General features: G+C 69.3%; 13 protein-coding genes. 11 read left to right on the plus strand and 2 right to left on the minus strand.

Annotation, left to right across the window (positions count from 1 at the left end):
- Nucleotides 1-15: 15 nt before the first annotated feature.
- Nucleotides 16-1,548, minus strand: coding sequence for an arabinosylfuranosidase ArfA (arfA, locus tag APR04_RS27440; RefSeq protein WP_253877106.1), 1,533 nt, complete (start codon nt 1,546-1,548; stop codon nt 16-18).
- Nucleotides 1,549-1,675: 127 nt separating this feature from the next.
- Between arfA and APR04_RS27445 the strand changes: the two genes are divergently transcribed.
- The 10 genes from APR04_RS27445 (at nt 1,676) to APR04_RS27490 (ending at nt 12,854) form a co-directional block, all read left to right on the plus strand.
- Entirely contained in the window at nt 1,676-2,773 is a 1,098-nt protein-coding gene (locus APR04_RS27445) for a LacI family DNA-binding transcriptional regulator (RefSeq protein WP_253877160.1), read from the plus strand.
- Nucleotides 2,774-2,957: 184 nt separating this feature from the next.
- A complete protein-coding gene (locus APR04_RS27450; protein ID WP_253877108.1) occupies nt 2,958-4,310 on the plus strand; it encodes an ABC transporter substrate-binding protein in 1,353 nt (450 codons plus the stop codon).
- Nucleotides 4,307-5,266 carry a carbohydrate ABC transporter permease gene (locus APR04_RS27455; RefSeq protein ID WP_253877110.1) on the plus strand — a complete coding sequence of 320 codons (960 nt, stop codon included), beginning with the start codon at nt 4,307-4,309 and terminating at the stop codon, nt 5,264-5,266. Before APR04_RS27450 ends, APR04_RS27455 begins: the two co-directional genes overlap by 4 nt.
- The gene (locus tag APR04_RS27460; protein WP_253877112.1) at nt 5,266-6,168 is read left to right on the plus strand and encodes a carbohydrate ABC transporter permease; all 903 of its coding nucleotides are present in this window, start codon (nt 5,266-5,268) and stop codon (nt 6,166-6,168) included. The genes APR04_RS27455 and APR04_RS27460 overlap by 1 nt, the downstream gene beginning before the upstream one ends.
- A gap of 261 nt (nt 6,169-6,429) precedes the next feature.
- On the plus strand, nt 6,430-7,605 hold the full coding sequence (gene chvE / locus APR04_RS27465) for a multiple monosaccharide ABC transporter substrate-binding protein (protein WP_253877114.1): 1,176 nt from the start codon (nt 6,430-6,432) through the stop codon (nt 7,603-7,605).
- A 179-nt stretch (nt 7,606-7,784) separates the two neighbouring features.
- A complete protein-coding gene (mmsA, locus tag APR04_RS27470) occupies nt 7,785-9,356 on the plus strand; it encodes a multiple monosaccharide ABC transporter ATP-binding protein (RefSeq protein WP_253877124.1) in 1,572 nt (523 codons plus the stop codon).
- Nucleotides 9,353-10,534: a multiple monosaccharide ABC transporter permease gene (mmsB, locus tag APR04_RS27475; RefSeq protein ID WP_253877127.1), complete on the plus strand. Its 1,182-nt coding sequence runs from the start codon at nt 9,353-9,355 to the stop codon at nt 10,532-10,534. The genes mmsA and mmsB overlap by 4 nt, the downstream gene beginning before the upstream one ends.
- A 120-nt stretch (nt 10,535-10,654) precedes the next feature.
- The gene (locus tag APR04_RS27480) at nt 10,655-11,281 is read left to right on the plus strand and encodes a TetR/AcrR family transcriptional regulator (protein ID WP_253877129.1); all 627 of its coding nucleotides are present in this window, start codon (nt 10,655-10,657) and stop codon (nt 11,279-11,281) included.
- 8 nt (nt 11,282-11,289) lie between these two features.
- Nucleotides 11,290-12,132 (plus strand): ABC transporter ATP-binding protein, encoded by an 843-nt coding sequence (locus APR04_RS27485; protein ID WP_253877131.1) that lies wholly within the window; start codon nt 11,290-11,292, stop codon nt 12,130-12,132.
- Nucleotides 12,129-12,854, plus strand: coding sequence for an ABC transporter permease (locus APR04_RS27490; protein WP_253877133.1), 726 nt, complete (start codon nt 12,129-12,131; stop codon nt 12,852-12,854). Before APR04_RS27485 ends, APR04_RS27490 begins: the two co-directional genes overlap by 4 nt.
- A 219-nt stretch (nt 12,855-13,073) precedes the next feature.
- On the opposite strand, the gene APR04_RS27495 is transcribed toward APR04_RS27490, so the two are convergent.
- Complete coding sequence (locus tag APR04_RS27495; RefSeq protein WP_253877135.1) at nt 13,074-14,246, minus strand: acetoin utilization protein AcuC; 1,173 nt, start codon at nt 14,244-14,246, stop codon at nt 13,074-13,076.
- Between the two features lie 113 nt (nt 14,247-14,359).
- Here APR04_RS27495 and APR04_RS27500 point away from each other — a divergent pair, with 113 nt between their 5' ends.
- Complete coding sequence (locus APR04_RS27500) at nt 14,360-15,760, plus strand: TrkH family potassium uptake protein (protein WP_253877137.1); 1,401 nt, start codon at nt 14,360-14,362, stop codon at nt 15,758-15,760.
- Nucleotides 15,761-15,846: the final 86 nt, after the last annotated feature.

Raw genomic sequence — 15,846 nt, forward strand, 5'->3', positions numbered from 1 at the left:
CCACGACAAAGGGAATCAGTGGGTGGTGAGGGTTCCCGACAGCGCTGTCCACGACTCCGCGGGCAGCGTCACCTTCGTCGTCGGGCCTCCGCCGGCGGCGACCCGACCGGTGACGTCGAACGCGCCCCAGTGCTCCGCGGCCACCTTCTCCGCGTGCTCGGGGCCGACGACGGCGGGCTCGTGGTCGGCGGTCATCGACCAGCCCTCGGTGACCTCGAGCGCCGCACCCAGGTGCGCCAGCTCGACCTCGACCGGCTCGGCGGAGCGGTTGGTCAGGAACAGCGCGACGGCGCCGTCCGACAGGGTGGCCGCCGCCGTGACCGCCGGCACCTCGCCGTGCGCCTTGGTCGTGATGGTCGGGGTCGCCACGCGCAGGTCGAGCGCCTCGCCCTGGGCCAGGCGTGCCGTCGTCGCGAAGGGGTGGAACGTCGGCTGCCGCCAGGCCTCGCCGCCGGGCTCGGTCATGATCGGCGCGATCACGTTGACGAGCTGGGCGAGGCAGGCGACCGGCACGCGGTCGGCGTGGTTCAGCAGCGTGACCAGCAGGTCACCCACCACCACGGCGTCGAGCCCGGAGTAGACGTCCTCGATGATGCGCGGGGCGTCCTTCTGGATCGGCAGGTTCTCCTCGCCGGGGAAGCGGGTGGTCAGGTACCAGACGTTCCACTCGTCGAAGCTCACGGTGATCTTCTTGTCCGAGCGACGCTGGGCGCCGACGGCGTCGGCGGAGGCCACCACCCGATCGATGAACCGGTCCATCGCGGTGCCGGACCCGAGGAACGACGCGCGGTCGCCGTCGACCTCCTCGTAGTACGCGTGCATCGAGATGTGGTCCACCAGGTCGTACGTGTACTCGAGGACCGTGCGTTCCCACTCGCCGAACGTCGCCATCTGCATGGACGACGACCCGCACACGACGAGCTCGATCGACGGGTCGACGAGCTTCATCGCGGCGCCGGCGTTGCGGGCGAGCTTGCCGTACTCGTGCGCGTCCTTGTGCCCGATCTGCCAGGGGCCGTCCATCTCGTTGCCGAGGCACCAGAGCCTGACGCCGTAGGGTTCCTCGCGGCCGTTCGCGATCCGCAGGTCGGCCCAGCGGGTGCCCGCCTCGCCGTTGCAGTACTCGAGCAGGGCCACCGCCTCCTCGACACCGCGGGTGCCGAGGTTGACTGCCATCATCGGCTCGATGCCCTCGCGCTCGGCCCACTGCAGGAACTCGTCGGTCCCCACGAGGTTGGGCTCGACGGTGCGCCACGCGAGGTCGAGGAACGGCTTGCGCTGCTCCACCGGGCCGACGGCGTCCTCCCACCGGTAGTTCGAGACGAAGTTTCCACCCGGATACCGGACGGTGGTGACGCCGAGCTCACGCGTCAGGTCGGCGACGTCCCGGCGGAAGCCGTTGCTGTCGGACGTCGGGTGGCCCGGTTCGTGGATGCCCGTGTAGACCGCACGCCCCAGGTGCTCCACGAAGGAGCCGAAGAGGCGACGGTCGACGGCGCCGACGGTGAAGTCGGGGTGCAGCAGGACGCGGGTAGGTGAGGTCGTCATTGTTCCTCGCTGATCGGTCGGCGGTTCTACAACGTTGCACACTAGTCGATCGACGACGCGGCGGCGACGACGGTCCTCTACCCTGTGGGAAAACTCAGGAGCGGAGGCTGGCAGCGTGGCCGTGACGATGCACGACGTGGCACAGCGCGCAGGCGTGTCCATCAAGACCGTGTCGAACGTGGTGAACGGCTATCCGTACATCCGGGCCGAGACCAAGCAGCGGGTCGAGACGGCGATCGACGACCTGGGTTACCGCGTCAACATGTCCGCCCGGAACCTCCGGACGCGGCGTACCGGGCTGATCACGCTGGCGGTCCCGGAGCTGTCGCTCCCGTACTTCGCGGAGCTGGCCGACGCCGTCATCTCCGCCGCGGACGCCGCCGGGTGGACGGTGCTCATCGAGCAGACCAGCGCCAGCCGCGAGCGGGAGACCGAGGTGCTCTCGGGCCGGCGCAGGCACCTCACGGACGGGCTGATCTTCTCGCCGCTGGCGCTCGGGCCCGACGACCTCGGCCTGTTCACCGTCGACTTCCCGCTGGTGCTGCTGGGCGAGCGCGTCTTCGGGGCGCCGGCCGACCACGTGACGATGAACAACGTAGCGGCCGCCAAGGCGGCAACGTTGCACCTGGCGTCGCTCGGCCGCCGTCGGATCGCCGTGATCGGGGCGCACGAGGGGGAGCAGGTGGGGTCCGCCGCGCTGCGTACGGCGGGCTACCGCGAGGGGCTGGAAGAGGCGGGGCTGCCGTTCGTGCCGGAGCTCGTCGGCGAGGCGGGCCTCTGGCACCGCTCCACCGGCGCGGAGGCGATGAGCCGCATGCTCGACGACGGGGTGGAGATCGACGCCGTGTTCGCGCTCAACGACGCGCTGGCGCTCGGCGCGCTGCACGCCCTGCACGCCCACCGGATCGACGTCCCCGGGGGCGTGGCGCTCATCGGGTTCGACGACGTCGACGACGCGAAGTACTCGGTCCCCGCGCTGTCCTCCGTGGACCCCGGCCGCGACCAGATCGCGCACACCGCGGTGGAGCTGCTGCTGGAGCGCATCGGCGCGACCGGCGACCCTGCGCCCTTCCGGAAGGTGGTGCCGGACTCGCGGATCGTGGGCCGCGAGTCGACCGGCGACGTCGCGACGGGCGAGGCCGGCCGGGTGGTAGCGCTCCAGGAGGGCGGGACCGAGCTGGTGGGTGATGCCCGGCGGTGGCGTGGTCGGCAAAAGGTCACGTAGTCGGCAGTTCGAACTCACGACGACCTGACGTTTTGCCGATCGGCCACGGTCGACCCCCTTGCCACGGCGGCCAGTAGCCGGTAGAACGGTGCCCGGCGTTCCTACAACGTTGAAAAGAAACCCGGTGACGACGCCGGGAGCGCCTCGGCCCTTCGGCCGTGGCACCGAATCAAGGAGGACTCGGATGCGTAGATCAGCCCGACGCCGAGGCGTGGCTGCCGCAGCCGCCATGGCCGTATCCGCCGCTGGTCTCGCGGCCTGCTCCGGTGGCAGCGGTGGCGCCGCGGAGGCGACCTGCACCAACGAGATCAAGCAGGCCGACGCCACCCAGGTGACCGTGTGGGCCTGGTACCCGTCGTTCGAGACGATCGTGGACCGCTTCAACGAGACCCACACGGACCTGCAGATCTGCTGGACCAACGCAGGCCAGGGCGCCGACGAGTACAACAAGTTCCAGACCGCGATCGAGGCAGGTACCGGCGCGCCCGACGTGATCATGCTCGAGGCAGAGGTGCTCCCCACCTTCACGATCCTCGACTCGCTCGTGGACCTGTCCGAGTACGGCGCGGGCGAGCTGGAGGCCGACTACACGGCGGGCTCGTGGTCCGACGTCTCGGGCGGCGACTCCGTCTACGCGATCCCCGTCGACGGCGGCCCCATGGGCATGCTCTACCGGGCCGACATCTTCGCGGAGCACGGCGTCGAGGTGCCGACCACCTGGGACGAGTTCGCGACGGCCGCCCAGGACCTGCGCGACGCCGGCTTCGAAGGCCACATCACCGACTTCCCGACCAACGGCAACGCGCTCAACTACGCGCTGTTCGCGCAGAACGGCTGGGAGCCGTTCCAGTACGACGCCGCGAAGCCGACCGAGATCGGCATCAATGTCGACAGCCCGGAGGCTGAGGAGGTCCTCGGCTACTGGAAGGGCCTGATCGACGACGACCTGGTCGCCACCGAGGACGCGTTCACGACCGACTACAACGCGGCGCTCGTGGACGGCACCTACGCCGTCTACCTCGCGGCCGCCTGGGGCCCCGGCTACCTGCAGGGCCTCTCCGAGGCGGACGCCGACGCCGAGTGGCGCGCCGCTCCGCTCCCGCAGTGGGACCCGGAGAACCCGGTCCAGGTGAACTGGGGCGGTTCCACGTTCGCCGTGACCACCCAGTCCGAGCAGCCGGAGGCCGCCGCGACGGTCGCGAAGGAGCTGTTCGACACCGACGAGGCGTGGAGGCTCGGCGTCGAGGAGGCTGCCCTGTGGCCGCAGTGGAAGCCGATGCTCGAGTCGGACTGGTTCACGGGCCTCGAGGCGCCGTTCTTCGGCGGCCAGAAGATCAACGAGGAGGTGTTCCTCGACGCCGCGAACGGGTACGAGGGCTTCTCGTTCAGCCCGTTCCAGGTCTACGCCTACGACCAGCAGACGCAGGCCCTGTTCGACATGGTCGAGAACGACACCGACGCCGCCACCGCACTGGGCACCGTCCAGGACGGTCTGGTGCAGTACGCCACCGAGCAGGGCTTCACGGTCACAGAATGAGCTCGGTACTGAGCGAGAGCAAGAGCGCCGTCACGCCTGGTGGGCCGGCCAGGACGACCCGGCCCACGAGCAAGATCGCCAGCCGACGGCAGCGCTGGGGATACGTGTACGTGGCACCGTTCGCCGCGGTGTTCGCCGTGTTCCTGGTGCTGCCGCTGGGCTACGCGCTGTGGATGAGCCTGCACAACAAGGGCATCGCGACGGCCGGCCGCAACGTGTTCGTGGGCGCCGACAACTACGTCAAGGCGTTCACGGACCCGGTGTTCCTCGAAGGGCTCTGGCGGGTCCTCCGGTTCGTGCTGGTCATGGTGCCGGTCCAGGTCCTGGTCGCGCTCGTGGCGGCGCTCCTGCTCGACACGCTCGCCACGCGGCTGAGCCAGGTCTCGCGGCTGCTGATCTTCGTGCCGTACGCCATCCCGGCCGTGATCGGGGCCCTCATGTGGGGCTTCCTGTACAGCCCGCGGTTCGGCCCGGCACAGGACCTGTTCGGCCTGGTGGGGCTGACGGCGCCGGACTTCCTGAGCTCCGCCAACATCTTCGGGTCGCTGGTCAACATCGTGACCTGGCAGTGGGTGGGCTACTACATGATCATCATCTACGCGGCCCTGAGGTCGATCGACCCGTCGATCTATGAGGCGGCGGTGCTCGACGGCGCCGACCGCCGGCAGATCGCGCTGCGGATCAAGGTGCCGATGATCTCGTCCTCGATGGTGATGATCGTGGTCTTCGCGCTCATCGGCACGCTGCAGTTCTTCACGGAGCCGCAGGTGCTGCGGTCCTCCGCGATGGGAGCCATCCCGACCGACTACACCCCGAACATGTACGCGTTCGCCACGGCGTTCAACTACAGCCAGTTCAACTACGCGTCGACGCTCGCGTTCTCGCTCGGCTTCCTGGTGTTCGTGGGCTCGTACCTCTTTCTGTTCCTGACACGCAAGCAGAGCGGGCTGAAGTGATGGCGAACTCGACCCTTCTTTCCAGGGCACGTACCGAGCGGGCCACCGGCACGCCGGTGGGCCAAGGCCGCCGGCTGGGCTCCCACGTGGTGCTCGTCCTGCTCGCGCTGTACTTCGTGGTGCCCCTGTGGTGGCTGGCGGTGGCGTCCACCAAGACGAACGCCGGCCTGTTCGGCGGCGCACCGCTCTGGTTCGGCTCGGACTTCGCCCTGGCCGACAACATCGCCGGCCTCTTCAGCCACCAGGGCGGCATCTACTGGATCTGGTTCCGCAACTCGTTCGTGTATGCCATCGCGGGCGGCGTGGGCGCGACGGTGCTCTCGGTGCTGGCCGGCTACGGCCTGGCCAAGTACCGGTTCCGCGGCCGGAGCGTGTTCTTCGCGCTGCTGCTCGGCTCCGTGATGGTGCCGATGACGGCGCTCGTGATCCCCACCTTCGTGCTGCTCAGCGGGATGGGCCTGCTCAACACGATGTGGGCGGTGATCCTGCCGTCGCTGCTCAGCCCGGTCGGCGTCTACCTGGTTCGGGTCTACGCGCAGGACGCCGTGCCGGAGGAGGTGCTCGACGCCGGGCGGGTCGACGGCGCGGGTGAACTTCGGCTCTTCTTCCAGGTGGTGCTGCCGCTGCTGCGCCCGGCGATCGTCACGGTGCTGCTGCTCACGACCGTCGCGACCTGGAACAACTTCTTCCTGCCGCTCGCCGTGCTCCGGGACCCGAATCTGCTCCCGGTCACGGTAGGGATCTATAACTGGCAAGCCCTTTCCAATGCCGGCGCGGGGGGCGAGCAGGTCTGGAATCTCATCGTCACCGGGTCCTTCCTCTCGGTGGTCCCCCTGGTCATAGCGTTCCTCTCCCTGCAGAAGTACTGGCAGGGCGGCCTGTCGCTCGGGAGCGTCCGGTGAGGCGCACATCGTCCTCGAGCGTCGGCGCACGGGGTTCAGGATTCCTTGACCTGGCTCCCAGCGGGTTGACGGTATCAATGCCGTAACCATTCGAGAAGGGCTCCTTACATTTCCTCTACCACGGCTACGGTGATAGCGTCGCCGATCGATCGTGGCGGAGTTCACCCCGACACGATTTTGACCGGCGCTCGTGTGAGCGTTAACAATCGTAGTCGGCCGGGTCGCAGACGTGCCCGGAAGGAACCTCGAAGAGGAGATGTCATGGCAAGGAAGCTGTGGGCCAGGCACGGTCTGGCAGTACTGGCGACGGGTGCGATGGCCGTCTCGCTCGCCGCGTGCGGCGGCGGTGGCGCAGGTGCCGGTGGTGGCGCTGACGGTGGTGCGGCAGGGGACGGCGAGGAGGGCGGCCTCGTGGGCGTTGCCATGCCCACCCAGACCTACGAGCGTTGGATCGCGGACGGCGACGCCGTCAAGAGCGGTCTCGAGGAGGCCGGGTACGACGTCGACCTGCAGTTCGCGGGCGACGACATCCCGACCCAGCAGCAGCAGATCGACGCGATGATCAACAAGGGCGCCGAGGCGCTGATCATCGCCTCCATCGACGGCACCGCGCTGGGCAGCCAGCTCGAGGCCGCCGCTGCCGCGGACATCCCGGTCATCTCGTACGACCGCCTCATCCGCGACTCGGAGAACGTCGACTTCTACGTCACGTTCGACAACGAGGAGGTCGGTGTGCAGCAGGGCACCTCGCTGCTGACCGGTCTCGGCATCCTGGACGAGAACGGCGAGGAGGCCGCTGACGCGCCCGAGGGCCCGTTCAACATCGAGATCTTCGCCGGTTCACCCGACGACAACAACGCCGGGTTCTTCTTCGACGGCGCCATGTCCGTCCTGCAGCCGTACCTCGACGACGGCACGCTGGTCGTGCCCTCCAAGCAGACCGACTTCGGCACCGTCGCCATCCAGCGCTGGGAGCAGGAGGGCGCGCAGAGCCGCATGGAGGACCTGCTGACCTCCTCGTACAGCAAGGGCGAGAAGACCATCGACGGTGTGCTGGCACCCGCCGACGTGCTGTCGCGCGGTGTCATCACCGCGCTGAGCAACTCGGGCTACGGCAAGGGTGACCTCGACATGCCGGTCATCACCGGGCAGGACGCCGAGGCGGCGTCGGCCAAGCTGATCGAGGACGGCAAGCAGTACTCGACGATCTTCAAGGACACCCGGCTGCTGGCCGAGCAGGCCGTCATCGCCGCCACGTCGTTCCTCGAGGGCAACGAGCCCGAGGCGAACGACACGGAGACCTACGACAACGGCGTGAAGGTCGTGCCGTCGTTCCTGCTCCCCACGGTGATCGTCACGGCGGACAACCTCGAGGCCGAGCTCATCGAGTCCGGCTACCTCACCGAGGAAGAGGTCGCTTCCGGCCAGACCGACTAGCCGGAGCGGCACCTCGGTAGGTCGGCCCGACCCGGCTGATGTCCCGGCGGCCGGTCGGTGGTCGCGCTCCCAGAGACCCGGTCTCGACGAGCTCGACCACCGGCCGGCCGGTCGGAACCAGGCCGGCGTCGGCCACCCGCAACACCACCACTGGCGACAAGTACGCGACAAGGACTGGCATGGCCGATTCGGCGCCGACCGACATCCTCGAGATGCGCGGCATCACCAAGACATTCCCCGGGGTCAAGGCACTCCAGGACGTCAACCTCACTGTCCGTCGAGGCGAGATCCACGCGATCTGCGGCGAGAACGGGGCGGGCAAGTCCACCCTGATGAAGGTGCTGTCGGGCGTGTACCCGTACGGTACCTACGACGGCGACATCGTGCTCGACGGCGAGACCGCCCAGTTCGGCACCATCAACGACTCCGAGGCGCGGGGCGTGGTGATCATCCACCAGGAGCTCGCGCTCGTCCCGTACCTGTCGATCGCGGAGAACATCTTTCTCGGCAACGAGCGCCGTCGTGCGGGCGGAGCGATCGACTGGAACCGGACCAACGCCGAGGCCGCAGCACTCCTCGAGCGGGTCGGGCTCAACGAGACCCCCACCACCCTCGTCTCCGCGCTCGGCGTGGGCAAGCAGCAGCTCCTGGAGATCGCCAAGGCGATCTCCAAGGACGTCAGCCTGCTCATCCTCGACGAGCCGACGGCAGCGCTGAACGACAACGACTCCGAGCACCTGCTGAACCTGCTCCGGCAGTTCAAGGCGCAGGGCATCACGTCGATCATGATCTCCCACAAGCTCGCCGAGATCGCCGAGATCGCCGACCGCACCACGATCATCCGGGACGGTCAGTCGATCGAGACGTTCGACATGGCCGAGGCGGGCGCATCGTCCGAGGCGATCCAGAACCGCATCATCCGCGGCATGGTGGGACGTGACCTCGACAACCGCTACCCCGCCCGCGAGTCGCACCCCGGTGCGGAGGTGCTGCGCATCGAGGACTGGACGGTGCATCACCCGACCCAGCCAGGACGCGTCGTCGTCGACAGGGCGAACCTGAACGTCCGGGCCGGCGAGGTGGTCGGCATCGCAGGCCTGATGGGCGCCGGGCGCACCGAGCTCGCGATGTCGGTGTTCGGCCGCTCCTACGGCCGGGACATCTCCGGCAAGGTCTACCTGGACGGCAAGCAGGTGACCGTCGGGACGGTGCCGGACGCGATCAAGGCCGGCATCGCCTACGTGTCCGAGGACCGCAAGCAGTACGGGCTCAACCTCATCGAGGACATCAAGCGCAACATCTCGGCGGCCGGTCTCGGCAAGCTGTCGAAGAACGGCTTCGTGGACGCGAACGAGGAGCTCAAGGTCGCGGGCGAGTACCGCGACTCCATGAACATCCGCACCCCCAACGTGCTGGTGGAGGTGGGCAAGCTCTCGGGCGGCAACCAGCAGAAGGTGGTGCTGTCCAAGTGGCTGTACACCGCCCCTGAGGTGCTGATCCTCGACGAGCCCACGCGCGGCATCGACGTCGGCGCCAAGTACGAGATCTACACCATCATCAACGAGCTGGTCGCGGCGGGGAAGGCCGTGCTGGTCATCTCCTCGGAGCTCCCGGAGCTCCTCGGGATCTGCGACCGCATCTACACCCTGGCCTTCGGCCGAATCACTGGCGAGGCCGACGTCGCCTCAGCCACCCAGGAAGGACTCATGGCCCTCATGACGCAGGAGAACACGCAGGAGACGAAGGCATGACCGGCATCGCGAACCTCAGAGAGCTGTTCACGCGCAACATCCGCACGAGCGGTATCTACATCGCGTTCGTGCTGATCATCGTGCTGTTCTCGGTGCTGACCGACGGGCTGCTCCTCAGCTCGCGGAACATGACCAGCCTGGTGCTGCAGTTCTCGTACATCCTGATCCTCGCCATCGGCATGGTGATCATCATCATCGGCGGGCACATCGACCTGTCGGTCGGGTCGGTGGTCGCACTGACGGGCGCGGTGGCGGCCGTCGTCGTCATCCGGGGCGAGCAGCCCTGGTGGGTAGGCGTGCTGGCGGCCCTCGGTACCGGGCTCCTGGTAGGGGCCTGGCAAGGGTTCTGGGTGGCCTACGTCGGCATTCCAGCGTTCATCGTGACGCTGGCCGGCATGCTGCTGTTCCGCGGTCTGACGCTCGAGGTGCTCAACAACGTCTCGCTCTCACCGTTCCCCTCGGAGTACACCTCGATCGCCTCGGGCTTCCTCAACGGGCTGCTCGGCGGGTACGGCTACGACACCTTCACCCTCGTCATCTTCGCGATCGGTGTGCTGGGCTTCGCGTACAACGCGTGGCGCAACCGCCGCGCGCGCGTCGCGTACAAGCAGACCGTCGAGGCGCCGGTGCTGTTCGTGCTGAAGCTCGTCGTGATCGCCGCTGTCGTCATGTGGTTCGCGTGGAACCTCGCCACGTACCGCGGGCTTCCTGCGGTGCTGATCATCCTCGCGGTGCTGGTCATGGTCTACACGCTCGTCACAAAGCACAGCGTGTTCGGCCGCCACGTCTACGCCATCGGCGGCAACCTCGCCGCGGCGCAGCTGTCCGGCGTCCGCGTGAAGCGCGTGAACTTCTGGATGTTCGTGAACATGGGCTTCCTCGCCGCGATCGCTGGCATCGTGTACTCCGCCCGGTCGAGCGCCGCCCAGCCGGCGGCGGGCAACATGTTCGAGCTCGACGCGATCGCGGCCTGCTTCATCGGCGGCGCCGCAGTGACCGGTGGTATCGGCACCGTGACCGGCGCGATGGTCGGTGGCCTGATCATGGCCGTCATGTCCAACGGCATGTCGCTCATGGGTGTCGACCAGTCGACGCAGCAGATCGTCAAGGGCGTCGTGCTGCTCCTGGCCGTCGCGTTCGACGTCTGGAACAAGAAGCGGGCCGCGGCCGCGCGCTGACCCCCCTCAGGCGTTCGCGCCAACCCAGCGATCTGGCCCGGAACTCACGTGAGTTCCGGGCCAGATCGCTGGGTTGGCGCGGAACTCCGGACTCGCCCCGGCGTGGGCGAGAATGGCCGGATGGCATCACCCGACTCCGCGCCGCGCCGCGGGCGCCGTCCTGCCGGGCAGGACGCGCGTTCCGAGATTCTCGCCGCCGCGCGCACGGAGTTCGTCGAGCGCGGGTACGAGGCGGCCTCCCTGCGCTCGGTAGCCCGTCGCGCCGGCGTGGACCCGGGGACGGTGCGGCACTGGTTCTCCGACAAGGCGAAGCTCCTGACGGCGATGCTCGGCGTCGTCGGGATCGATCCCGGCGCAGTCGTGGGACGGATCGCGACCGGCCCGGTGGAGACGCTGGGGGAGCGGCTCGTCGAGGCGCTGCTCGGCCTCTGGGACGAGTACGGCGGTGACACGGTCCGGGTGGTCGTGCCTGCCGTGATGTCGGACGCCGCGCTGCGTGGGCTGCTGTCCCAGTTCATCGGCGCGGCGATCCTCGGTCCGGTGGTGCGGGCGCTCGACGTGCCCGACGCGCCGCTGCGCACAGCCCTCGTGGCGTCCCAGATGGCCGGCCTCATGATGACCCGCTTCCTGGTCCCGGTGGAGCCGCTCGCCTCGATGCGTCCGTCGCAGGTGGCCGCGCTCGTCGGCCCCAACCTGCAGCGGTACCTCACGGGAGACCTTGCGGTGTCGTCGGCGGAGCGCGCATAATTCCTCACATGAGGAAAAGCGCGGTGGTGATCCGCGGCCTGCGCGTGGTCCGCGGCGGCAGGCCGATCATCGACGGGCTCGACCTCAGGGTGCCCGCCGGTTCCGTCGTCGGGCTGATGGGGCCGTCCGGCTCCGGCAAGACGACGCTCATGCGCTCCCTCGTCGGCGTGCAGGACAAGGTGACGGGCACGGTGGAGGTGCTCGGCGGCGCCGCCGGCAGCCCTGTCTTGCGCCGCAGGGTCGGCTACATGACGCAGGACGCCAGCGTCTACACCGACCTCACCGTCGTACAGAACCTCAGGTACTTCGCGGCCCTGGCCGGCATCCCGGACGGGGCCGAGGCGGTCGCCGCGGCGGTCGGCACCGTCGACCTCGGCGGGCACGAGAAGCAGCGTGTCGGCACGCTGTCCGGCGGTGAGCGATCCCGTGTCTCCCTCGCCGCGGCCCTGGTGGGCGGCCCGGACCTGCTCGTACTGGACGAGCCCACCGTTGGCCTCGACCCAGTGCTGCGCCGCGACCTGTGGGCGGTGTTCCGCCGACTGGCGGCCGAGGGCCGCACGCTCCTCGTCTCCAGCCACGTCATGGACGAGGCGACGCAGTGCGACCGGCTGATCCTGATGCGCGACGGCGCGCTCGTCGCGGACACCACGCCCGACGAGCTGCTGGCCACCACCGGGGCGCCCGACGCCGAGCGCGCGTTCCTCGCCCTGATCGACGCGGCCCGGCCCGCCGCTCGGCCCGCTCAGGGGACCGGGCCGAGCGGGTCGACCGGACCGAGCGAGTCGACCGGGCCGAGCGGGTCGACCGGGCCGAGCGAGTCGACAGAGTCGACCGAGGAGACAGCGCGATGAACCTGACCTTCGCCACTGCCGGCCGCGTGCTGTCCCAGCTGCGCGGCGACCACCGCACGGTCGCCCTGATCATCGTGCTGCCGTGCCTGCTGATCGGCCTCATCGCCTGGATGTTCGACGACCAGCCCCAGGTGCTCGACCGGTTCGGCCCCATGCTGGTGGGCATCTTCCCGCTCATCGTGATGTTCCTGGTCACGAGCGTGGCGACACTCCGCGAGCGGCAGTCGGGCACGCTCGAGCGGCTCATGACCACGCCGATCCGCAAGGGCGACTTCGTGGCGGGCTACGGCCTCGCGTTCGCGACGCTGGCCCTGGTCCAGGCGCTCGTGGTGGTGGGCTTCGCGACGTGGGTGGGCATGGACGTGGACGGCCCGCTGTGGCTCGTGCTGGTCGTGGCGATGCTCGACGCGGTGCTCGGCTGCACGCTGGGCCTGGCCGCGTCAGCGCTGGCCCGGAGCGAGTTCCAGGCGGTACAGATGATGCCGGCGATCCTGTTCCCGCAGCTCATCACCTGCGGCCTCCTGATGCCGCGTGACCAGATGCCCGAGGTCCTGGAGTGGCTGTCCCGCGTCTTCCCGCTCACCTACGCCGTCGAGGCGATGACGTCGCTCGCGGCGGGCGACGAGTGGGCAGACATCCGCGGCGCGGTCGGGGTGATCGCCCTGTTCATCGTGGGTGCGATGCTCCTTGGCGTGCTGACTCTCCGCCGCCGGACGGCGTGAGGGCCGCGGAGTGACCCCGAGTGGTCGGTAGAACGTCAGAAGGTCGGCAACCCGAGCTGGGCGGAGACGCCGTAGGTGTCATCACCCTGGCTCGAACGGTTCGTTCGCTCCATCTGCTTCGAAACCTAAGTTGCTTCGCTTTGAGGGCCCCCAAAGCGAAGCAACCTAGGTTTCGAAGGGGAGTTCTGGCCGGCGAGTGCGCGCCCCGGGCGCCGGGCGTCAGTCCAGCAGGGGGTCCAGGCCCCATAAGGGGTAGACGGCTCTTCGGGTGGCCTGGACCGACCGGTCCACCGCGTCGGCCGGGTCATAGCCGTCGCTCCAGGGGCGGAAGGGCACCTCCGCAGAGCCCAGCGTGCGTGCGGTCTCCAGGTCCAGGGCCTCGACCGTCGCGCGCCACCCGCCGGGCAGCTCCGAGCCGCGTTCCAGCGGCACGTGCGCCGCCTCCGCGACGAGCGCCGCCCAGGCGAGCGGCACGACGTCGGACACGGCGTAGCCGCCACCGCCCAGCGCGAGCCAGCGGCCCTCTGCGTGCTCGTGCGCGAGCCCGTGCGCCCACTGCTGCGCGGTCAGCTGGGCATCCACCGAGACGTCGAGGTTCGAGAGCGGGTCGCGGCCGTGGGCGTCGCAGCCGTGCTGGGACACGATCGCCTCCGGCCGGTGCTGTCGGACCAGGGCGGGTACCACGGCGTCGATGGCCCGCAGCCATGCCGCGCCGGAGGTGCGCGCCGGGACGGGGATGTTGACGACGCTGCCCTCCGCGGGCCCGGAGCCGATGTCGGCCGAGGCACCTGTGCCGGGGAACAGGGTGCGACCGTCCTCGTGGATCGAGATCGTGAGCACGCGCGGGTCGTCCCAGAAGATCGCCTCGACGCCGTCGCCGTGGTGGGCGTCGAAGTCCAGGTACGCGACGCGTTCAGCGCCCCGGTCCAGCAGGCGCCGGATGGCCGCGGCGGCGTCGTTGTAGACGCAGAAGCCCGACGCCGCACCGGGCATCGCATGGTGCATGCCGCCCGCGACGTTCACGCCGTGCGCGATCTCCCCGTCCCAGAGCGCGTCGGCGAGGTCGACGGACCCACCGAGCTGGCGTGCGGCGGCCTCGTGCATCCCTGCGAACAGGGGGTCGTCGTCGGTGCCCAGCCCGCGCGCCAGGTCCGGCTCCAGCGTGGTCCCGGCGTGCCGGACGGCGGCCACGTAGTCGGCGTCGTGCACCGTCTCGATGACGGCGTCGGAAGCGGGCTCGGCGTCCACCACCTCGAGCGTCGGCTCCCGGAGCAGGCCGAGCGCCTCGATGAGCCGCATCGTGAGGTCGAGGCGGGCAGGCGACATCGGGTGCCCGGGTCCGAAGTCGTACTCGAGCAGTCGCGGACTCCAGACCAGCCGGGCGAGGTGCACCAGCCCACGGTATCGGACCGGTGCCGGTGTGGGGGTTTCTGCTCGGGACGGGCCCCGTGGCGTGGCAGAGTAAGGCGTCGATCGTCGAGAGCTGGGTGGAAGGAGCGGTTCGGATGGCGCGAAGCTTGCGGCACCGGCTGTTCGGTCTCCGGGAGTACATCGACGAGCTGGCGTTCCGGGCCCCGGCCCGGCTGGCCGTCACGGTCTTCGCGTGCGTGATCGGCGTGTTCACCCTGCTCCTCCTCGCCCCCTTCGCCACGGCCGACGGCGACGGCGCCCGCCTGGTCGACGCCTTGTTCACCGCGGTGTCCGCGGTGTGCGTCACGGGCCTCGTCGTGCAGGACACGGCGACCTACTGGTCCCTGTACGGGCAGATAGTCATCCTCGCCGGGATCAAGGTGGGTGGCCTCGGGATCATGACCGTCGCCTCCCTGCTCGGCATGATCGTGTCGCGCAAGATCGGGCTCACGCAGAAGCTGCTCACGGCGTCGGAGACCAAGACCAGCAAGCTGGGCGACGTCGGCTCGCTGATCCGGGTCATCATCGTCACCGCCACCACCATCGAGCTGTCGATCGCCCTGCTGCTCTTTCCGCGGTTCCTGGTGATCGAGGGCAACGTGGGCACTGCGGCCTGGCACTCGCTGTTCTACGGGATCTCGGCGTTCAACAACGCGGGTTTCGTGCCGACGGTCGAGGGCCTGGCGCCGCACGTCGGGGACTGGACGCTCGTACTGCCGATCGCGCTCGGCGTGTTCATCGGCGCGCTCGGTTTCCCGGTCATCCTCAACATCCAGCGGTCGCTGCCCCGGTCGGGTCAACGGTGGCACGGCTGGGCCCAGCGGCTCTCCCTGCACACCAAGCTCACGCTCGTGACCAGCTTCGTGCTGTTCGTGGTGGGTGCGCTGCTGCTCCTGGTCCTGGAGTGGACCAACCCGCACACGTTCGGCCCGCTGAGCCTCGGGGAGAAGCTCCTGGCCGCCGTCTTCGCCGGCATCATGCCCCGCTCCGGCGGGTTCAGCACGGTCGACGTCGGGGCGATGACCCAGTCGAGCTGGCTCATCCAGGACGCGCTGATGTTCGTCGGTGGCGGGTCGGCGTCGACCGCCGGCGGCATCAAGGTGACCACGCTCGCCGTCATGCTGCTCGCGATCGTCGCGGAAGCGCGCGGCGACCGGGACATCGAGGCGTTCGGCCGGCGCATCCCGCGCGACGTGCTGCGGCTCTCCATCGCCGTGGTGTTCACGGGAGCGTCCATCGTGCTGGTCTCCTGCGTCGCGCTGCTGGAGCTCACCGACCACAACCTGTCCAAGGTGCTGTTCGAGGTGCTGTCGGCGTTCGCGACCGTCGGCCTGTCCACCGGGATCACGCAGGGCCTGCCCGACGCCGCCAAGTACTGGCTGTCGGCGCTCATGTTCGTCGGGCGGACCGGCGCGGTGACGGTCGTGGCGGTGCTGGCGCTGCGCGACCGGCGGCGCATCGTACGCTTCCCCGAGGAACGACCCATTATCGGGTGAGGCCGGAGTGCAGTGCAGGGTGAGGGCCGAGGAACGAGGCACTCGCCCGGAACGGAAAGCAGGCCTCACCCGACAGACAACATCGG

This window comes from Promicromonospora umidemergens, assembly GCF_024171995.1.
In the GTDB taxonomy this organism is placed as follows: Bacteria; Actinomycetota; Actinomycetes; order Actinomycetales; family Cellulomonadaceae; genus Promicromonospora; species Promicromonospora umidemergens.